The following is a 19,748-nucleotide window of genomic DNA, read 5'->3' as shown; positions in this document are numbered from 1 at the left end:
GAGGCGTGATTTTTTTGAAAGGAATTTTGTTACCGATTTCGCGACAAGCGCGCATTGCTGAATGAGGTTGTCGGCGGCATAATGTAGCCCCTTTTTTCTGCCCCTACATGTGGAAGGTTACCGTGACTCAGAAGCCCGACCAGTGTCTTGGTGAATGGATCGACCGTGAAGCTCTCGCAGAAGCGATGATTCCGCTTATCGGTCAGCTCTACCGCAATAACAACGTGGTGAGCTCGATCTATGGCCGCAGCCTGATCAACCAGTCTGTCATCGCGATTCTCAAAGCTCACCGCTTTGCGCGTCACCGTTCTTCCGACGACAGCGAACTCTCCGTCCACGAAACATTCCCACTGCTTAAAGCCATGAGCGAGCTCAAGCTCGGCGCGGCTTCGGTAGATCTGGGCAAGTTGGCGTTCAAATTCCGCAACGAAGGCAACGGCCGTACCGCCGAGCAGTTCGTGCGTGAAGAAATGGCTGACGTGGTTGGCCAGCAAAACGCTTCGGCCCGTAAAGGCACCGACGTTGTGCTGTACGGCTTCGGTCGTATCGGTCGTCTGCTGGCGCGTATCCTGATCGAGAAAACCGGTGGTGGCGACGGTCTGCGTCTGCGTGCCATCGTCGTGCGCAAAGGCGCCGACAACGACCTGACCAAGCGCGCCAGCCTGCTGCGTCGCGATTCGGTGCATGGTTCGTTCAACGGCACCATCACCATCGACGAAGAAAATAACACCATCACCGCCAACGGTAACCTGATCCAGGTGATCTACGCGAAGAACCCGACTGAAGTGGATTACACCCAGTACGGCATCAAAGACGCGCTGCTGGTGGACAATACCGGTGTATGGCGTGACGCCGATGGCCTGGGCCAGCACTTGCAGTGCCCGGGTATCGACCGCGTTGTTCTGACCGCGCCAGGCAAAGGCAAGCTGAAGAACATCGTTCACGGTATCAACCACAGCGAAATCACCGCTGACGACAAGATCGTCTCCGCCGCTTCCTGCACCACCAACGCCATCGTGCCGGTGCTGAAAGCTGTGAATGACAAGTTCGGCATCATCAACGGTCACGTCGAAACCGTTCACTCGTACACCAACGACCAGAACCTGATCGACAACTTCCACAAGGGCGATCGCCGTGGTCGTAGCGCCGCGCTGAACATGGTGATCACCGAGACCGGTGCTGCCACCGCCGCTGCCAAGGCCCTGCCTGAGCTGGCCGGCAAGCTGACCGGTAACGCGATCCGTGTGCCGACGCCAAACGTGTCGATGGCCATTCTCAACCTCAACCTTGAGAAAGCCGCTACCCGTGAAGAGATGAACGAGTACCTGCGCTACATGGCGCTGCACTCCGATCTGCACAAGCAAATCGACTTCGTTAACTCGCAGGAAGTGGTTTCGACCGACTTCGTTGGTTCGCGCCACGCCGGTGTGGTCGACGCTGAAGCGACCATCACCCAGGATAACCGCGTTGTTCTGTACGTCTGGTACGACAACGAGTTCGGTTACAGCTGCCAGGTGATCCGCGTTATGGAAGACATGGCCGGGGTAAACCCGCCAGCATTCCCGCGCTAAGCCTTAGCTGCACATGAAAACGCCCCGACTTTGGTCGGGGCGTTTTTGTTTGTGTGCCTTTTAGAGCTGTGTTGTCAGTACCGGCCTCTTCGCGAGCAGGCTCGCTCCCACACTGGATCTGTGTCGCTCAGAAAATTCCCTGTGGGAGCGAGCCTGCTCGCGAAAGCGTTCTATCGAGCGCCGCCGGGTATGGCCGCTTGCGCGGTGCGCAGTTCATGCTTATTGCCGCGGAACAACACCAGCGTCGCAATCAACCCCAACACCGCCGCGCCACTCAGCCAGATCCCCGGCGCAGCCTTGTTATCCAGCACATGGATCAGATAAGTACACGCCGCCGGCGTAAACCCGCCGAAGGTTGCCGTCGCCAGGCTATAGGCCAGCGAGAACCCGGTCGTTCGCACTTCCACCGGCATGATCTCGGTCAGTGCCACCACCATCGCGCCGTTGTACGAGCCGTAGAGGAACGACAGCCATAACTCGACGATCAGCAAATGGCTGAAGCTCGGATTCGCCACCAGCCACGACAGGGCAGGGTAAGCGGTAAGAATCGCCAGAATCGTCGCCGCCAGCAGTAGGGGTTTGCGCCCGATCTTGTCGGACACCGCGCCCATCACCGGCAGCCAGAAGAAGTTCGACAGGCCGATACACACAGTCACCAGCAACGCATCGAAGTCAGACAAGTGCAGCTCAGCCTTGCCGAACGTCGGGGTGTACGCGGTAATCAAGTAGAAGGACACCGTGGTCATCACCACCAGCGCCATGCCGGCGATGACGATGCCAAAGTTCTGACCGATCGAACGGACAATTTCCCGCAGGGTAGGGCGATGTTTCCGCGCCTGAAATTCCGGGGTTTCTTCCAGCGAACGGCGAATAACGAAGATCACCGGCACAATCATGCAGCCGATCAGGAACGGCACGCGCCAGCCCCAGTCGCCCATCTGTTCCGGACTCAGCCAATGGTTGAGGCCAACCCCGAGCAATCCAGCGAACACCACGGCCGCTTGCTGGCTGGCGGACTGCCAACTGACGAAAAAGCCCTTGCGTCCTGGTGTGGCGATCTCTGCCAGGTACACCGACACGCCGCCCAGCTCCACGCCCGCCGAGAAACCTTGCAGCAAGCGGCCAAACAGTACGATCAGCGGTGCGGCAACGCCGAGAGTGGCGTAGCCCGGAACGCAGGCGATCAGCACCGTGCCGGCAGCCATCAACGCCAGAGTAATGATCAGGCCCTGGCGACGGCCATGACGGTCAATGTAGGCGCCGAGGAAAATCGCCCCCAACGGACGCATCAGAAAACCGGCACCAAAAGTGGCCAATGAAAGCATCAGCGAAGCGAAGGCACTGTCCGTGGGGAAGAAGGTTTTGGCGATGGCCGTGGCGTAAAAGCCATAAACCATGAAGTCGAACATTTCGAGAAAGTTGCCGCTGACAACGCGGAAGATCGCTTTGCCTTTGCCCGTGGTGGTGGACATGTTCAGGTACTCACTATTGGATTTTGTATAAAGATGTTGCAGGTCCGTTAATTCATAATGGCCGCCGTGGTTTACGGAGAGATGAATAATTGTTCACTGGACGGTTGCTTGGGCTTGTGATGCTGGCTGGCATATTGGCTGGCTGCGGCAATGGCGATTCCATGGAAAGCTTTGGCGGGCCAACCATGGGCAGCACGTATTCGATCAAGTACCTGCGCCACGCTGGCATGCCTGAATCAACGCAGGTTCGCAGTGAAGTGGAGGGCATCCTCGGCGAAGTCGATCGGCAGCTGTCCACCTACCGCGACGATTCGGACATCGAACGCTTCAACGCTTTGCCCGCCAATAGCTGTCAGAAAATGCCTGCATCGATACTCGAATTGATCCGCGTCGGCGAACAACTGTCAGTGCAAAGCGACGGTTCCTACGACCTCAGCGTCGAGCCGCTGATGAATCTCTGGGGTTTCGGTCCGCAAGGTCGTGAAGAGAAAGTCCCTGATGCCGCCATACTGGCAAAGGTGATGCCACGGGTTGGCCATCAGCATCTGCGCATCAACGGCGATCAGTTGTGTAAAGACGCCGCTGTCGAAGTCGACTTCAACAGCATCGCCGCCGGTTATGCCGTCGACACCATCGCCGCCAGGCTCGACGCGCTGGGCATCCACGATTACCTGGCTGAAGCCACGGGCGAGTTAAAGGCCAAAGGCAAAAAACTCGATGGCTCCCCTTGGCGCGTTGCATTGGAAGAACCCCGCGACGATCAACAAATCGCCGAGCGCATCATCAATGTCGATGGCTATGGCGTCTCGACCTCCGGCGACTACCGCAACTATTTCCTGCAGGACGGTCGGCGCTATTCCCACACCTTTGATGCCCGCACAGGCGCCCCCGTCCTACACGACCTGGCGTCAGTCACGGTGATTCATCCTTCAGCGTTGATGGCTGATGGACTATCGACGCTGTTGCTTATTCTCGGCCCCGAAAGGGCGTGGGACTATGCCGAAAAACATGACGTTGGTGCATTCTTTGTGATTCGTGCCGATACAGGTTTTATCGTCCGCACCAACAAGGCTTTCGAGCGCCTCAGTGGCGAAAAAACTGACTGAGAACAATACGAAAGCTGGCGTTGTAGTGCAGGCAAAAGTAGCCTACGACGCGACCAAGGGTTAATGTGCGCGGCGTTGACGCTTCTATAGACTGTGTCCGGGTTCTTGATTGACCCCCAATTGTTCCTTCGCGCCGCCGTTCGGCGTGATTTAGCCGTAGGTGCTGCTGGCACCGCGGCCTGTTCTGAGGAGTACGCATGGCTGTCTACAACTACGACGTGGTGGTGCTGGGTTCCGGCCCGGCGGGAGAAGGCGCGGCAATGAACGCCGCCAAAGCAGGGCGCAAGGTCGCGATGGTCGACAGCCGTCGCCAGGTCGGCGGCAACTGCACCCACCTCGGTACCATCCCGTCCAAGGCACTGCGTCACTCGGTGCGGCAGATCATGCAGTTCAACACCAATCCTATGTTCCGGGCGATCGGCGAGCCACGCTGGTTCTCCTTCCCGGACGTGTTGAAAAGCGCCGAGAAAGTCATTTCCAAACAAGTCGCTTCGCGTACCGGCTACTACGCCCGTAACCGCGTCGACGTGTTCTTCGGTACCGGCAGCTTCGCCGACGAGCAAACCATCGAAGTGGTCTGCGCCAACGGCGTGGTCGAAAAACTGGTGGCCAAGCACATCATCATCGCCACCGGTTCGCGTCCTTATCGTCCGGCGGACATCGATTTCCACCACCCGCGTATCTACGATAGCGACACCATCCTCAGCCTCGGCCATACCCCGCGCAAGCTGATCGTTTACGGCGCCGGCGTGATCGGTTGCGAATACGCGTCGATCTTCAGCGGACTGGGTGTGCTGGTCGAGCTGGTCGATAACCGTGGTCAGTTGCTGAGCTTCCTCGACTCGGAAATCTCCCAGGCGTTGAGCTACCACTTCAGCAACAACAACATCACCGTGCGCCACAACGAAGATTACGATCGCGTTGAAGGCGTCGACAACGGTGTGATCCTGCACCTGAAGTCCGGCAAGAAGATCAAGGCCGACGCCTTGCTCTGGTGCAACGGTCGTACCGGTAACACTGACCAGTTGGGTCTGGAAAACATCGGCGTCAAGGTCAACAGCCGTGGCCAGATCGAAGTCGACGAGGCTTACCGCACCTGCGTACCGAACATCTACGGTGCCGGTGACGTGATTGGCTGGCCAAGCCTGGCCAGTGCCGCCCACGACCAAGGTCGTTCGGCTGCTGGCAGTATTGTCGATAACGGTAGCTGGCGCTTTGTGAATGACGTGCCGACCGGCATCTACACCATTCCGGAGATCAGCTCGATCGGCAAGAACGAGCAGGAGCTGACCCAGGCCAAAGTGCCGTACGAAGTCGGCAAAGCGTTCTTCAAGAGCATGGCGCGTGCGCAGATCGCCGGCGAGCCGCAAGGCATGCTGAAGATCCTGTTCCACCGTGAAACCCTGGAAGTGCTGGGCGTTCACTGCTTCGGTTATCAGGCGTCGGAGATCGTGCACATCGGTCAGGCGATCATGAGCCAGCCGGGCGAGCTGAACACGCTGAAGTACTTCGTCAACACCACGTTCAACTACCCGACCATGGCTGAAGCCTATCGGGTAGCGGCGTACGACGGCCTCAACCGGCTTTTTTGACGGGCTCCGGCCGGTGGCCTGAGCCGGCCGGGGAGACCGATTTCAGCAATTCTCGAGCGTGGCAGTGGCCAAACCGGGAAAGTCTGTAATCAGGCTGTCAACGCCGAAGTCGGCGAGTCTGCGCATCAGCGCAGGCTCGTTGACGGTCCACACCGACACATGCAGCCCCTGACGCTGCGCCTTCTGCAGGCGTTCCGGCGTACACAGGGTCCAGTTCAGCGCGAGAATCTCACAGCCATAACTGGCCGCGACCTTCAACGGGTCTAGCCAGGCGTACTCGGCAACCAGTCCGCGCGACACATCCGGCACCAGATCCAGCGCCGCTTTCAATACTTCCCGTGAACTCGAGGTGATCGTCACCTTGTCGAGCAGGCCATGTCGCTGGGCCATTTCACGAATCGCCAGCACCGTGGTGGCGGCGCGGGTGCGTGAAGCGCTTTTGACTTCCAGTTGCCAGTGCTCGAAATCACACTTTTCGAACAACTCTTCCAGCGTCGGAATCGGACACGGTTTGATCCAGCCCGGGCCACCCTTGCGCGCGTCGTAGGTCACCAGATCGGCGGCGGTGTGCTCAACGACTTTGCCACGGCGGTCGGTGGTGCGCTTGAGGGTCGGGTCGTGGATGACCATCAACTCGCCGTCCTTGGACAGGTGCAGATCGAGTTCGCAGCGGCGCACGCCGTGCTTGAGACATTCCTGAAAACTGCTCAGGGTATTTTCCGGTGCTTCGCCCTTGGCGCCGCGGTGGCCGTAGATGAGGGTCACGGTTCTTCCTTAAATTAAATGCCTGATTCGTTTTGTTCGCGGGCCAGGCGTCGTTCCTGGGCCTGCTTCTGCAAGATATAGCGGGCGAGCAACTGACGCTGGGCATCGGTCAGGTGTTCGAACTCGGTGCCGACGTCATAACCGTCGCCCTTGCGGTCGCAATGGGTGACGCGCGCGCGCAGCAACAGGCCCAGCGCCTGCGGCATCAGCACCAGTTTCACCGACAGGTGTGCGCCGGTGGCAATCGGCGTCGGGTGCTGGAAGTCGATCCCGCCCTCGGAGATGATCACCGGCTGCGGCTCGCCGATCTGGCCGAGCACGGTCAGGGCGACCACCTGGCTGAGCAGGTCGATGCGTTTGTTCTGCGATTTCAGGAACGCGGCGATAGCCCGGTCGCGCTCGCTGATCTGGCGCAACAGGTGTTGCGACTCGAATTCGCTCAGGTGCAGTTCGCTGAGCAGGTTGAACAGCGGGGAAGCATCCTGCAACACTTCCTGGCCTGCGGCTTCGGGAGCAGACAGGGGCCGAATTTCCAGTGCGATCGTGTCCTCGATACGGTAGTATTCGCGGCGATCTTCTTCATCTAATGTCGACATGGCGAACCCATGGTAGCGGCGGTGGTCTGAGTGTAAAGCTGGTTATCGACCCCCGCCACAAGGACGTTCCTTTTCCCTCCGAACAAGCCCCGACATGTTCAGACCTCTCTTCGTATTTATCGGCACGCGTTATACCCGTGCAAAGCGTCGCAATCATTTTGTGTCATTCATTTCCCTGACTTCGATGATCGGGCTCGCCCTTGGCGTGGTCGTGATGATCGTCGTGCTGTCGGTGATGAATGGCTTCGATCATGAGATGCGCACCCGCGTGTTGGGCATGGTGCCCCACGCGACCATTGAATCCACTGAGCCGATCAACGATTGGCAAAGCCTGGCCACCAAGGTCAAGCAGAACCCGCAGGTGACGGCCGTTGCGCCGTTCACCCAGATGCAGGGGCTGCTGACCAACAACGGTCAGGTCTCCAAGGTGTTGCTCAATGCCATCGACCCTGCGCTCGAACGCAATGTGTCGATCATCGACAACTTCATGAAGCAGGGCAAACTCGACGATTTGACGCCGGGCAGTTTCGGCATCGTCATCGGCGACAAGGCCGCGACCAAGCTGGGCGTGGGCATCGGTGACAAGATCACCTTCGTCGCGCCGGAGGTCAGCGTGACCCCGGCCGGGATGTTCCCGCGCATGAAGCGCTTCACCGTGGTCGGCATTTTCCATGTCGGCGCTGGCGAACTCGACGGCTATCTGGGCGTGACCAATCTGCAGGATCTGGCGAAGATGCACCGCTGGAAGCCTGATCAGGTGCAGGGCATCCGCCTGAAGTTCGATGACTTGTTCCAGGCGCCGCGCGTGGCATGGAACATCGCCCAGCAACTTGGCGAAGACCATTATTACGCCCGCGACTGGACGCGCACCCACGGCAATCTGTATCAGGCGATCCGCATGGAAAAAGCCATGATCGGCCTGCTGTTGCTGCTGATCGTCGCTGTTGCCGCGTTCAACATCATTTCCACGCTGGTGATGGTGGTCAACGACAAGAAGGGCGACATCGCCATTCTGCGTACGTTGGGCGCAACGCCGGGCACGATCATGCGCACGTTCATGGTGCAAGGCACGGTGATCGGCGTGGTCGGCACGGCCATCGGTGCGGTGGTCGGGATTTTCGCCGCGCTTAACGTCAGCGCAGCCATCGCGGCACTGGAAGGCCTGATCGGCCATAAATTCCTTAATGCTGACGTGTATTTCATTGATTATCTTCCGTCGCAGGTGCAGAGCCAGGATGTGGTCATGGTCTGCGCAGCGGCGTTGGTCCTGAGTTTCCTCGCCACCCTGTATCCAGCCTGGCGTGCCGCGCGCACCCAGCCGGCGGAGGCGTTACGTTATGAGTGAGTCGGGCATGAGTGAACAAGCAATCTTGAGCTGCCGCAACCTGGGCAAATCCTACGAGGAAGGCCCGGAATCGGTAGAAGTACTGGCCGGCCTGCAACTGGAATTGCACCCGGGTGAGCGCGTGGCAATCGTTGGCACCTCGGGTTCGGGCAAAAGTACTTTGCTCAATCTGCTCGGTGGTCTCGATACGCCAACCAAGGGCAGTGTCTGGCTCGACGGCGAAGAGTTGTCGGCGCTGAGCGAAAAGAAGCGTGGCCTGCTGCGTAACCGTTCGCTCGGTTTCGTTTACCAGTTCCACCATTTGCTGCCGGAATTCACTGCGCTGGAAAATGTGTGCATGCCGCTGCTGATCGGCAAGACGCCGATCCCTGAAGCGCGTCAGCGTGCGACTGCTTTGCTGGAACGCGTCGGTCTCGGCCATCGCCTTGAGCACAAGCCATCCGAACTGTCCGGTGGTGAGCGTCAGCGTGTCGCCATCGCCCGCGCGCTGGTGAACAAGCCAGGCCTGGTGATGCTCGACGAGCCGACCGGCAACCTCGACTCCCACACCGCGCAAGGCATTCAGGATTTGATGCTGGAACTCAGCACCTCAATGCGCACCGCGTTTCTGGTGGTGACTCACGACATGAACCTGGCCCGCCAGATGGACCGCGTGCTGCACCTGCAAGAAGGTTGCCTCACGCCTGTCTGATTGGCTGCAACCCGACGTCTGCAAAGGCGTCGGGTCTTTTATTTTTATACGGTGCCCCAGCGAATGTTCAGACCGTTATCGATCTTTATCGGCACGCGCTATACCCGCGCCAAGCGCCGCAATCGCTTTGTTTCGTTCATTTCGATGACCTCGATGATCGGTCTCGCCCTCGGCGTGCTGGCGATGATCGTGGTGTTGTCGGTAATGAACGGCTTCCAGCGCGAGATGAGCTCGCGCATCCTCGGCATGGTGCCGCACGCGACCATCGTTGGCGTAAAGCCGATCGATGACTGGCAGCCGGTTGCCGCCGCCGCGATGAAGAATCCCGAAGTGACCGCCGCCGTGCCGTTCACTGAAATGGAAGGCATGCTCTCCTATAAAGGGTTGATGCAGCCGATCCAGATCAGCGGCGTCGATCCGGCCCAGGAAGGCAAGGTGTCGATCGTTGCCCAGCACATCGTGCAGGGCCGCCTCGATGCCTTGAAACCGGGCGAGTTCGGTGTGGTGATCGGTGAGATTACTGCGCGTCGTTTTCGTCTCAACGTCGGCGACAAAATCACCCTGATCGTCCCCGAAGTCAGCACCGCACCGGGTGGCATCACCCCGCGTATGCAGCGGCTGAACGTGGTGGGCGTGTTCAAGGTCGGCGCCGAACTGGACGGCTCCATGGGCCTGATCCACGTGGCTGACGCCGCGACCATGCAGCACTGGCAGCCGAATCAGGTGCAGAGCGTGCGTCTGGCGGTCAAGGATCTGTATGCCGCGCCGAAGGTTTCTTCGGACATCGCCGCCGGCTTGGGCGCGGATTTCAAGGCTGACGACTGGACTCACACCCAAGGCAGTCTGTTCAGCGCGATGAAAATGGAAAAAACCATGATCGGCCTGCTGTTGCTGATGATCGTCGCGGTGGCGGCGTTCAACATCATCGCGACGCTGATCATGGTGGTGAACGACAAGGGCGCGGACATCGCGATCCTCCGTACCATCGGTGCCACGCCACGGCAGATCATGGCGATCTTCATGGTGCAAGGCACGGTGATCGGCATTGTCGGCACCATTATTGGCGGCGTACTGGGCGTGATTGCTGCGCTGAATGTCAGCGAGATGGTTGGCTGGATCGAGCGCGTGAGCGGGCAGCATATCTTCAGTTCTGACGTGTACTTCGTCAGCAACTTGCCGTCGGAATTGCAGGCTGGGGATGTGCTGTTGATCTGCTCGGCGGGGTTCATTCTAAGCTTCTTGGCAACAGTGTACCCGGCGTGGCGAGCGGCGAAGATCGAGCCAGCTCACGCACTCAGATATTCGTAATCTGGTACACCGCTTTCGCGAGCAAGCCCGTTCCCACATTGGATTTGTGAACGACCTAGATCCAATGTGTGGCAGCTATCTCTCACACAGGATGAGTTGGATCACAGATTCCTGATCAACACTCCAATGTGGGAGCGGGCTTGCTCGCGAAGAGGCCGGAACTACTGGCCTCAATCCTTCTTGGGTAACTCAATCACAAAGCGCGTCGATCCCGCCTCTGATTCGCAATGAATCTGCCCACCATGGGCCCGGACGATCGACTGTGTAATCGCCAACCCCAGCCCCGCATGCTCGCTGCTGCCTTCCTGTCGCGCCGGGTCCGCCCGATAAAACCGGTCAAACAACCGTGGCAACAACTCAGTTGAAACCCCCTCACCACTGTTCTCGACCGAAATGCGCACGGCGCTCGGTTGATCAACGATCCGCACATTCACTTCGCCCTCAGCCGGGGTAAAGCGCAGAGCGTTATCCAGTAGATTCGATAAGGCCCGCCGCAACATACTGCGATCACCTTCAATTCGCGAATGACCCTCGCGCGTCAACGTCACCCCGGCGTCCTCCGCCAACGGTGCGAAAAACTCCAGCAACACATCAGCCTCATCCGCCAGTTCCAGCGGTTCACGCTTGGGCATCAGCAAACCGTGGTCAGCCTTGGCCAGGTACAGCATGTCGTTGACCAGTTGCGCCATCCATTGCAGTTCTTCAAGGTTGCTGTGCAGCGCTTCGCGGTAATCCTCGATCGGCCGTGGCCGGGTGAGGGTGACTTGCGTGTGGGTCAGCAAGTTCGACAGTGGCGTGCGCAGTTCATGGGCAATGTCAGCGGAGAACGCCGAGAGGCGCTGAAACGAGTCGTCGAGTCGTGCGAGCATGGCGTTGAAGCTGTGGGCCATTTCCGCAAGCTCTGGCGGCATTTGCTCTTGCGGCAGGCGCGCATTCAGCGACTGTGCGGAAATCCCACGGGCCACCGCGCTCATGCGCCGCAACGGGCGCAAACCGCTGCGTGCCGCCCAGGCACCGAGCAGCGCCGTCGCCAATGCCGAGAGCCCGACCGTGAGCCAGATCAAGTGCTGCATGCGTTGCAGGAAGTGTTGGTGATGGGTGATGTCGAGCAACAGGCTCAGTTGTGGCGAATCGGTTTTATCGGGATAGAGCGGGGCGTTGAGCACGCGGTAATCGGTGCCGTCATTGCTGATCGTCGACAAGCCAGTTTGTTGGGGCAAATTTCTGGGAATCTGCGTCGAACTGTCATACCAGCGCTGGCCATCAGCGCCGGTGATACGTAGCGACAAATCGGCCTGACGACTGAGCTCATCCGCGAGTCGCACTTCACGCTGAGCAGGCTGAAGATCCTGCAGGGCGCGGCGCAGGCCAATCAGTTTGCCATCCAGTTGTTGCTGGTCGAGTTCGATGAAATGCGCCTCGCTGGCACGGTTGAACAACACCCCGGCGAACAACGAAACCACGGCGGTGCAAGCGGCAAACAACAAGGCCAGGCGTGAACTCAAGGACAGTCGGCGCATCAGACTGCGCGCTCTTCAAGCACGTAGCCCATGCCGCGCACGGTGTGTATCAGTTTGTTGGGGAAGTCGTCGTCGATCTTCAGACGCAAGCGGCGGATTGCCACTTCGATGACATTGGTGTCGCTGTCGAAATTCATGTCCCAGACCTGTGAGGCGATCAGCGATTTCGGCAGCACTTCGCCCTGGCGACGCAAGAGCATTTCCAACAGGGCGAATTCCTTGGCGGTCAGGTCGATGCGCTGGCCACTGCGTTCGACCCGGCGACGGATCAGATCCAGGCGCAGATCGGCCAGTTGCAGACTGGTCTCCTGCGGCGTGCCACTGCCGCGACGCAACAGGCTGCGTACCCGCGCCAACAGTTCGGAGAAGGCGAACGGTTTGACCAGATAGTCGTCGGCGCCCAGTTCGAGGCCGTGAACCCGGTCCTCCACCGCGTCTTTGGCGGTCAGAAAAAGTACCGGCGTATCCAGCCCGGCACTGCGCACCGCGTGCAGAATCTGCCAGCCATTGCGCCCCGGCAACATCACATCGAGGATCAACAAGGCATACTCACCGCTCAAGGCCAATTGCTGGCCGCTGTTGCCGTCGGCCACCAGCTCGGTGTTGAACCCGGCCTCAGTCAGGCCCTGACGCAGGTATTGGCCGGTTTTCGCTTGGTCTTCGACGATCAACAGTTTCATGGGCGACTCGGGTTGTCCGGGGTGATTCGGGTTCTGGTAACGAAAGCTTTATAGCGTGACAGCAGACGACAGGCGCCAACCTGACAAAGTTGTAATCTGCCTGTCAGCTTGATGCCAGCGCAGGCCGGCTAAAGTTTCCCACAAGCTGAACCTTATCTTGTTGGAGTACGACCATGTTTTTGCGTAAATCCCTGGCCTTGTGTTTGTTGGCGTTGAGTTCGCCGGTGTGGGCAGCCCCCGCGCACACCTACGACTTCGGCCAGCCGGCTCCCGCCGCCCAAGCCACGCGTAGCGTTGAAGTGGTGCTGAACGACATGTCGTTCGACCCGAAGGCGATTCAGGTCAAGGCCGGTGAGACCGTGCGTTTTGTGCTGGTGAATAAAGGCCAGTTGTTGCACGAATTCAACCTCGGTGACGCGGCAATGCACGCCCAACACCAGCAGGAAATGTTGCAGATGCAGCAAAGCGGCATGCTCACGCCTACTGGCATGAAGGAAATGTCCCACGACATGGCGGGCATGGATCACGCCGCGATGGGCCACACCATGAAGCACGATGACCCGAACAGTGTGCTGGTCGAACCGGGCAAGACCGCCGAGCTGACCTGGACGTTCAGCAAAGCCACGAGCCTGGAATTCGCCTGCAATATTCCCGGGCATTACCAGGCGGGCATGGTCGGCAAATTGACTGTCAGTCAGTAAGCACTCAAAGGCGCGCGCAAAGGCTGGTAGAATCCGCTGATTCTTCAGTCAGGTTTCCGCCATGCATCCCGCAGCCGAACACTCGCCGCTGGGCAAATCCAGCGAATACATCGCCACGTACACGCCGTCCCTGCTGTTCCCGATTCCGCGCACCGCGAAGTGGGCCGAACTGGGGCTGACCGCCGAAACCCTGCCGTATAAAGGCGTGGATTTCTGGAACTGCTTCGAGCTGTCGTGGCTGCTGCCTTCCGGCAAACCGGTGGTGGCGATCGCTGAGTTCAGCATCCCGGCGGATTCGCCGAACATCATCGAATCGAAGTCGTTCAAGCTGTACCTGAACTCGCTGAACCAGACGCCGTTTGCCGACACCGCCGCGCTGGAAGCGACGCTGGTCAAGGACCTGTCCGCCGCCGCCGGCAAACCGGTAGGCGTGCGCGTGCGTAGTCTGAAGGATGTTGAAGCGGAAGGCGTCGTGGCATTGCCGGGCGTGTGCATCGACGATCTGGATATCAGCGTCAGCAACTATGAGCATCCGCGTCCGGAGCTGCTGCGTTGCGATGACTCACGGATCGTTGAAGAGAGCGTGCACAGCCATTTGCTCAAATCCAACTGCCCGGTGACCAGTCAGCCGGACTGGGGCAGTGTCGTGGTGGAATATCGCGGATCGGCGCTGGATCATGCGAGCTTGCTCGAATACATCGTCAGCTTCCGCCAGCACTCGGATTTCCATGAGCAGTGTGTGGAGCGGATTTTCCTCGACCTGCAGCGGTTGCTGAAACCGGAAAAGCTGACCGTGTTTGCACGTTACGTGCGTCGCGGTGGTCTGGACATCAACCCGTACCGCAGCACCGAAAGCGTACAACTGCCGAACCATCGGTTGGTACGTCAGTAAGATCAAAAGATCGCAGCCTGCGGCAGCTCCTACAGTTGATCAATGTAGGAGCTGCCGCAGGCTGCGATCTTTTGAGTTTGGGGAATCAGATCCCCATGCTGCCCAGCGCATTGACGATGTTGCGCAGGGTGCCGGCAATGGCCGGGTGTTCGACTTCAAACCGTTCGACCGCAAGGTTCACGCCGTCGGCAATGCTAGCGTCCTGAGTAGCATTCTCCAGTTGAATTTCCGATTCGATCTGCGCCATCAGCGCGTGCAAATCTTCCCGTTCAGCTTCCGACAGCGGCGGATTCTGCTCCAGCTGCTCGCGCAGGGTTTCGAGCTGTTTTTGCAGTTCTTGGGCGGGCATGGTGTTTTCCTTTTATCGAGAGGCACTGGCATTGACCGCAGCCGCGCGCCAAAGGTCTATGGCTGACCTTTAGATTAATCCACTCTCGTCAGGTGTGCATGATCCCGATCAGGGCTTTTCGCCTTTGAGGCGGCGCAGGCGGATGTCGGCGAGGCAGTTGTCGAGCTCGCCCAGATGATCGATCACCGAATGTACGCCGAGCCCGAACAGCTGCATCGTGGCCTTGCCGCGCAGTTGTTCGCGTTCTTTCTGGCTCAGGGCCTGCCATTCGTTTGGCGCCAGGCCGCACAGCGAACCGCACGACGCCAGGCCAATGGTCCACAGCCCGGCATTCAGGCCCGATTGCAGCAGGCGCGGTTCGCCGCTGACCAAGACGCAGCCATCGAGACTGCTAACGTTGAGATCCATCAAGGCTTGCCAGCAGGCGTTGGGCGCCGGCCATGGATTGATTGTTGCCGAATGTTGCGGTGATTTGATCCAGGCCGGCAGCGCAGCCGACAGCGGTTGTGCGAGGGCAGGGGGCAAGTCATCGAGCCAGGCACAGGGAATCTGCTGGCGCTGCAAGCTGTGCAAGCTTTCGAGCGCACCCGGTGTGGCATCGGCGTGTGCGGACGCGGCGGGAGTCTGTTGCCGGGCGCGGGCGCCGAAATCCACCAGGCAACCGCTGAGTCCGAACAGCACGGCGGTCAGACTGGGCGCAGCGATAGGCAAGGTTTCGGCATGTGACATGGCAACGTCCCTGAAATAGCCACAAGGCTAGGGTTTGTCGGTGACAGTTGGATGACAGCCGCGTGAAAGGGCGTGCAGGAAATGTCCTACAAGTCAGTGCATTCCCGGACTGCCCAAATGGGCTTTTGCGCTTATACTAGCGGCCTTAATGCGTGAGCCAAGTTGCCCGCGACAGTACAAATCCAAGGAGTTTTTCTATGCGCTGGAGCCATCCGCTCGCTCAGCTTTGTGTCTATGCCGGCCTGTTGCTGGCTCCGTTCGCCACTCAGGCCGCAACGGAAGAAGACCCTTGGGAAAGCGTCAACCGCCCGATCTTCCAGTTCAACGACTTCGTTGATACCTACGCGCTGAAGCCTCTGGCGCAGGGTTATGAGTTTGTCACGCCGCAGTTTGTCGAAGACGGCATCCACAACATGTTCCGCAACGTCGGTGATGTCACCAACCTGGCGAACAACGTTCTGCAGGGCAAACCGGCCGCCGCTGGCGTCGACACGGCACGCCTGATCTTCAACACCACTTTCGGTCTGCTCGGTTTCTTCGACGTCGGCACCAAAATGGGCCTGAACCGTAGCGACGAAGACTTCGGCCAGACCCTCGGCTACTGGGGTGTCGGCAGCGGTCCGTACGTGATGCTGCCATTGCTCGGCCCAAGCACCCTGCGTGATGCACCGTCGAAATACGTCGACAGCTACACCGGCATGTACCACTACATCAACGATGTGCCAGTGCGTAACTCGATCTTCGGCCTGAACATCGTCGACACCCGCGCCAGCCTGCTGTCGAGCGAGAAGCTGATCAGCGGCGACAAATACACCTTCATCCGCAACGCTTACCTGCAGAACCGCGAGTTCAAGGTGAAGGATGGCCAGGTCGAAGACGATTTTTAATCTCGACCGGTAAAAACAAAGGCGACCTCAGGGTCGCCTTTTTTGTGTGCAGCTATTTCATCGCAAGAATGCTCAGCCCGAGCCTCTGGCTGTCGCCATCCTGCGCCTTGACCCAGACCACTTCGGTCTCCGCTTCGAGGCCGCTGAGCGCCGCGTGATCGGAGTCGATGCACACCCGCAAACGGTCGCCAACCTTGAACTGGCGCGGTGCTTCGACCTGCATGCCGCTGCTGGACAGATCGATGCAGGTCGCTGAAACCTGATCGCCTGCATGAATCAACACGACATCGGCATCGACCCGCATGCGGATGAAATCGCGCTTTTCGCTGTAGTCCCGACCGGTTTGACTCATGGTTCCGTCCTTCCATTGGGTTACGGTTTGAGCTGTTCTTATAACTCTCGGTGATTTGACAAGTAAAGTCGTCAAGCGACCATCGGCGCATGCTTGAAACGCTCTGCGGATGGGAGTACCGTCTGCGCCTTAGAAGGGCACCTCTGGTGTAACCGTGTGCAGGGCGAACGCTCGAAAGCGGTGCAACAGAGTGGCTAGAAAGCGAATCCAGTAGTCTGCGCAGGGCCAAAATGCCCAGCCAACTACGCCAACCTAATTCTGGCGCCGTTTGCCCACATGCCAAAAACCAGTGCCACGCTGCTGATAATCGATGATGACGAAGTAGTGCGCGCGAGTCTCGCGGCCTATTTGGAAGACAGTGGTTTCAGTGTCCTGCAGGCCAGCAACGGCCAACAGGGTCTTCAGGTATTCGAGCAAGACAAGCCCGACTTGGTCATCTGCGATCTGCGCATGCCGCAGATGGGCGGTCTCGAACTCATCCGTCAGGTCACCGAGCTGTCGCCGCAAACGCCGGTGATCGTGGTTTCGGGTGCCGGCGTAATGAACGACGCGGTCGAGGCCCTGCGCCTGGGCGCGGCGGACTACCTGATCAAGCCTCTCGAAGATCTGGCCGTGCTCGAGCACTCCGTGCGCCGGGCCCTGGATCGTGCGCGCCTGCTGCTGGAAAACCAGCGCTACCGCGAGAAGCTGGAAAAGGCCAACCGCGAGCTTGAGGCGAGCCTGAACCTGCTCCAGGAAGACCAGAACGCCGGTCGCCAGGTGCAGATGAACATGCTGCCGGAAAGCCCGTGGAGCATCGACGAGTTCAAGTTTGCGCACCAGATCATCCCGTCGTTGTACCTGTCGGGTGATTTTGTCGACTATTTCCGTGTCGACGAGCGCCGGGTCGCGTTCTACCTGGCGGATGTATCCGGTCATGGCGCCTCTTCAGCCTTTGTCACCGTGCTGCTGAAGTTCATGACCACGCGCTTGCTGTTCGAATCCAAGCGCAACGGCACTTTGCCGGAATTCAAGCCTTCGGAAGTCCTTGGTCATATCAACCGGGGGCTGATCAGTTGTAAGCTGGGTAAACACGTCACAATGGTCGGTGGAGTCATCGACGAGGAGACCGGTTTGTTGACCTATAGCATCGGCGGCCATCTGCCGTTGCCAGTGTTGTACACGCCTGACAGTGTTCGTTATCTCGAAGGACGCGGTCTGCCGGTTGGCCTCTTCAATGAAGCCACCTACGAAGATCACGTGCTTGAGCTGCCGCCGACGTTCAGTCTGACGCTGATGTCGGATGGCATTCTGGATCTTTTGCCAGAACCTACGCTCAAAGAAAAAGAAGCCGCTTTGCCTCAACGGGTGAAGTCGGCGGGCGGCAGCCTGGATGGTCTGCGGCAAGTGTTTGGATTGGCCACGCTAGGGGAGATGCCGGATGATATCGCCCTGTTGGTGTTGAGCAGGAATCTTTAATGAGTACCGGTAGAATCCAGTTCGCCGAGCAGGACGGCACCTTCGTCCTGAAGTTCGTCGGTGAAGTTCGCCTGACCCTGTGTTCGGCGTTGGATGCGACTATTGAGAAAATCTTCACCGCGTTGAATTTCAACGCGATCGTGATCGATTTGACCGAAACCCGCAGCATCGACAGCACGACGTTGGGCCTGTTGGCCAAACTGTCGATCCTGTCGCGGCAGAAGGTCGGCTTGTTGCCGACCGTCGTCACCACCCACGATGACATCACCCGTCTGCTGCAATCGATGGGCTTCGAGCAGGTGTTCAACATCGTCAATCACCCGGTGCCATGCCCCGAGTGCCTGGACGACCTGCCGGATCAGGACCAGTCGGAAGAAGTGGTGCGGATCAAGGTGCTCGAAGCGCACAAGATCCTCATGGGGCTGAACGATTCCAATCGTGAAGCGTTCCATGATCTGGTGAATGCCCTCGAGCGGCATTAAGTGATGCCGACCGGACGGGCCTCTTCGCGAGCAGGCTCGCTCCCACACTGACGTGGCGTCGATCACAAATCCCCCTGTGGGAGCGAGCCTGCTCGCGAAAGCGGCCGCAAGATCACCACGAATTTTCCCGCAGCCACAAAAAAGGGCGAACCCGTGAAGGTTCGCCCTTTTTGCATTTCGCTAACTCAGATCACAGCTTGGCCTGCAACAACGCCTCAAGCTTCTCCTGGTCGCGGGCAAACTGACGAATACCCTCAGCCAGTTTCTCGGTAGCCATCGCGTCTTCGTTGGACAACCAGCGGAATTGCGCTTCGTTGAGGTTCAGACGCGCTTCTCCGGCGTGGCCCGGAGCCAATTTGCGCTCCAGCTTGCCCGTGTCGGCTGCCAGCTTGTCGATCAGGTCCGGGCTGATGGTCAGGCGGTCGCAGCCGGCCAACTGCTCGATCTGATTCAGGTTGCGGAAGCTCGCGCCCATGACCACGGTCTTGTAGTCATTGGCCTTGTAGTAGTTGTAGATGCGCGTTACCGACTGTACGCCCGGATCATCAGCGCCGGTGTAGTCGTTGCCGTTAGCCTTTTTGTACCAGTCGTAGATGCGGCCCACGAACGGCGAAATCAGGAACACCCCGGCGTCAGCGCATGCGGCTGCCTGGGCGAAGGAGAACAGCAGGGTCAGGTTGGTCTGGATGCCTTCCTTTTCCAGCACCTCGGCGGCGCGGATGCCTTCCCAGGTCGAGGCGATCTTGATCAGGACGCGGTCGCGGCCAATGCCGGCCTTGTCATACAGCTCGATCAGGCGATGCGCGCGTTTCAGCACGGCATCCTTGTCGAACGACAGGCGCGCATCCACTTCGGTGGAAATACGGCCCGGGATCACTTTGAGAATTTCCTGGCCGACCGCAACGCCGAAACGGTCGCTGGCCAGGCCGACATCACCCTTGCAGTCGCTGACACAGGCATTCAGCAGCTCGGCATACGCCGGAATGGCCGCGGCCTTGAGCAGGAGCGAAGGGTTGGTGGTGGCGTCTACCGGCTTGACCCGGGCGATCGCTTCGAAGTCGCCAGTGTCGGCAACTACGGTGGTGAACTGTTTGAGTTGTTCCAGCTTGGAAGTCATGGGCGTGCTCTATCCTATGGGTCTGATGACATTACCCGAGCGCTGACAGTCACTCAAGGGCGCGTGCGTGTATCGATGGCCCCTGCGGCAACAACCTGAAAACGATTGTTTGAAAGGTCGGGGCGGCTATCGATG

The 19,748-nt window shown here is 59.1% G+C and carries 20 protein-coding genes; 11 read left to right on the top strand and 9 right to left on the bottom strand.

What is annotated here, in order from left to right; all coding sequences use genetic code 11:
• The first annotated feature begins 107 nt into the window (after nt 1-107).
• The gene (locus C2E19_RS20215) at nt 108-1,571 is read left to right on the top strand and encodes a glyceraldehyde-3-phosphate dehydrogenase (RefSeq protein ID WP_129394791.1); all 1,464 of its coding nucleotides are present in this window, start codon (nt 108-110) and stop codon (nt 1,569-1,571) included.
• A 170-nt stretch (nt 1,572-1,741) separates the two neighbouring features.
• On the opposite strand, the gene C2E19_RS20210 is transcribed toward C2E19_RS20215, so the two are convergent.
• The gene (locus tag C2E19_RS20210; protein WP_129394790.1) at nt 1,742-3,043 is read right to left on the bottom strand and encodes an MFS transporter; all 1,302 of its coding nucleotides are present in this window, start codon (nt 3,041-3,043) and stop codon (nt 1,742-1,744) included.
• Nucleotides 3,044-3,162: 119 nt separating this feature from the next.
• Here C2E19_RS20210 and C2E19_RS20205 point away from each other — a divergent pair, with 119 nt between their 5' ends.
• Both C2E19_RS20205 and sthA read left to right on the top strand, forming a co-directional pair.
• The gene (locus C2E19_RS20205) at nt 3,163-4,149 is read left to right on the top strand and encodes an FAD:protein FMN transferase (protein WP_174823942.1); all 987 of its coding nucleotides are present in this window, start codon (nt 3,163-3,165) and stop codon (nt 4,147-4,149) included.
• A gap of 197 nt (nt 4,150-4,346) precedes the next feature.
• Nucleotides 4,347-5,741 (top strand): Si-specific NAD(P)(+) transhydrogenase, encoded by a 1,395-nt coding sequence (gene sthA / locus C2E19_RS20200; protein ID WP_064117858.1) that lies wholly within the window; start codon nt 4,347-4,349, stop codon nt 5,739-5,741.
• Between the two features lie 42 nt (nt 5,742-5,783).
• Here the strand turns inward: sthA and C2E19_RS20195 are convergent, their stop codons facing one another.
• The gene (locus C2E19_RS20195; protein WP_129394788.1) at nt 5,784-6,506 is read right to left on the bottom strand and encodes a glycerophosphodiester phosphodiesterase; all 723 of its coding nucleotides are present in this window, start codon (nt 6,504-6,506) and stop codon (nt 5,784-5,786) included.
• Between the two features lie 14 nt (nt 6,507-6,520).
• On the bottom strand, nt 6,521-7,102 hold the full coding sequence (locus C2E19_RS20190) for a PilZ domain-containing protein (protein ID WP_129394787.1): 582 nt from the start codon (nt 7,100-7,102) through the stop codon (nt 6,521-6,523).
• A gap of 94 nt (nt 7,103-7,196) precedes the next feature.
• Here C2E19_RS20190 and C2E19_RS20185 point away from each other — a divergent pair, with 94 nt between their 5' ends.
• From C2E19_RS20185 to C2E19_RS20175, 3 genes are all read left to right on the top strand, one after another.
• A complete protein-coding gene (locus C2E19_RS20185) occupies nt 7,197-8,447 on the top strand; it encodes a lipoprotein-releasing ABC transporter permease subunit (RefSeq protein ID WP_129394786.1) in 1,251 nt (416 codons plus the stop codon).
• Nucleotides 8,440-9,138, top strand: coding sequence for a lipoprotein-releasing ABC transporter ATP-binding protein LolD (gene lolD / locus C2E19_RS20180; RefSeq protein ID WP_129394785.1), 699 nt, complete (start codon nt 8,440-8,442; stop codon nt 9,136-9,138). The genes C2E19_RS20185 and lolD overlap by 8 nt, the downstream gene beginning before the upstream one ends.
• Before the next feature lie 63 nt (nt 9,139-9,201).
• The gene (locus C2E19_RS20175) at nt 9,202-10,446 is read left to right on the top strand and encodes a lipoprotein-releasing ABC transporter permease subunit (protein ID WP_129394784.1); all 1,245 of its coding nucleotides are present in this window, start codon (nt 9,202-9,204) and stop codon (nt 10,444-10,446) included.
• 170 nt (nt 10,447-10,616) lie between these two features.
• Here C2E19_RS20175 and C2E19_RS20170 read toward each other — a convergent pair whose 3' ends face one another.
• Nucleotides 10,617-11,966 (bottom strand): heavy metal sensor histidine kinase, encoded by a 1,350-nt coding sequence (locus tag C2E19_RS20170; protein WP_129394783.1) that lies wholly within the window; start codon nt 11,964-11,966, stop codon nt 10,617-10,619.
• Complete coding sequence (locus C2E19_RS20165) at nt 11,966-12,646, bottom strand: heavy metal response regulator transcription factor (protein WP_129394782.1); 681 nt, start codon at nt 12,644-12,646, stop codon at nt 11,966-11,968. The genes C2E19_RS20170 and C2E19_RS20165 overlap by 1 nt, the downstream gene beginning before the upstream one ends.
• A 173-nt stretch (nt 12,647-12,819) precedes the next feature.
• Between C2E19_RS20165 and C2E19_RS20160 the strand changes: the two genes are divergently transcribed.
• Nucleotides 12,820-13,347, top strand: coding sequence for a plastocyanin/azurin family copper-binding protein (locus tag C2E19_RS20160; protein WP_129394781.1), 528 nt, complete (start codon nt 12,820-12,822; stop codon nt 13,345-13,347).
• A 61-nt stretch (nt 13,348-13,408) separates the two neighbouring features.
• Entirely contained in the window at nt 13,409-14,239 is an 831-nt protein-coding gene (gene queF / locus C2E19_RS20155; protein ID WP_129394780.1) for an NADPH-dependent 7-cyano-7-deazaguanine reductase QueF, read from the top strand.
• 85 nt (nt 14,240-14,324) lie between these two features.
• Here the strand turns inward: queF and C2E19_RS20150 are convergent, their stop codons facing one another.
• Entirely contained in the window at nt 14,325-14,588 is a 264-nt protein-coding gene (locus C2E19_RS20150; protein ID WP_129394779.1) for a DUF4404 family protein, read from the bottom strand.
• A 108-nt stretch (nt 14,589-14,696) separates the two neighbouring features.
• On the bottom strand, nt 14,697-15,317 hold the full coding sequence (locus C2E19_RS20145) for an HAD family phosphatase (protein WP_129394778.1): 621 nt from the start codon (nt 15,315-15,317) through the stop codon (nt 14,697-14,699).
• Nucleotides 15,318-15,514: 197 nt separating this feature from the next.
• On the opposite strand from C2E19_RS20145, the gene C2E19_RS20140 reads away from it, so the two are divergent.
• Entirely contained in the window at nt 15,515-16,204 is a 690-nt protein-coding gene (locus tag C2E19_RS20140; protein WP_129394777.1) for a VacJ family lipoprotein, read from the top strand.
• A gap of 52 nt (nt 16,205-16,256) precedes the next feature.
• Here the strand turns inward: C2E19_RS20140 and C2E19_RS20135 are convergent, their stop codons facing one another.
• Nucleotides 16,257-16,556, bottom strand: coding sequence for a PilZ domain-containing protein (locus C2E19_RS20135; protein ID WP_129394776.1), 300 nt, complete (start codon nt 16,554-16,556; stop codon nt 16,257-16,259).
• Nucleotides 16,557-16,832: 276 nt separating this feature from the next.
• On the opposite strand from C2E19_RS20135, the gene rssB reads away from it, so the two are divergent.
• Together rssB and rssC are read left to right on the top strand one after the other, a co-directional pair.
• Nucleotides 16,833-18,014 carry a two-component system response regulator RssB gene (gene rssB, locus C2E19_RS20130; protein WP_047302218.1) on the top strand — a complete coding sequence of 394 codons (1,182 nt, stop codon included), beginning with the start codon at nt 16,833-16,835 and terminating at the stop codon, nt 18,012-18,014.
• Entirely contained in the window at nt 18,014-18,496 is a 483-nt protein-coding gene (rssC, locus tag C2E19_RS20125; protein ID WP_042560140.1) for an anti-sigma factor antagonist RssC, read from the top strand. Before rssB ends, rssC begins: the two co-directional genes overlap by 1 nt.
• A gap of 190 nt (nt 18,497-18,686) precedes the next feature.
• On the opposite strand, the gene tal is transcribed toward rssC, so the two are convergent.
• Nucleotides 18,687-19,613: a transaldolase gene (gene tal / locus C2E19_RS20120; protein WP_129394775.1), complete on the bottom strand. Its 927-nt coding sequence runs from the start codon at nt 19,611-19,613 to the stop codon at nt 18,687-18,689.
• Between the last annotated feature and the right edge of the window lie 135 nt (nt 19,614-19,748).

Source organism: Pseudomonas sp. DTU12.3 (genome assembly GCF_004124275.1).
Lineage (GTDB): Bacteria > Pseudomonadota > Gammaproteobacteria > Pseudomonadales > Pseudomonadaceae > Aquipseudomonas > Aquipseudomonas helmanticensis.
The sequence above is the reverse complement of the archived record's forward strand: the minus strand, read 5'-3'. Positions and strand labels throughout refer to the sequence as shown.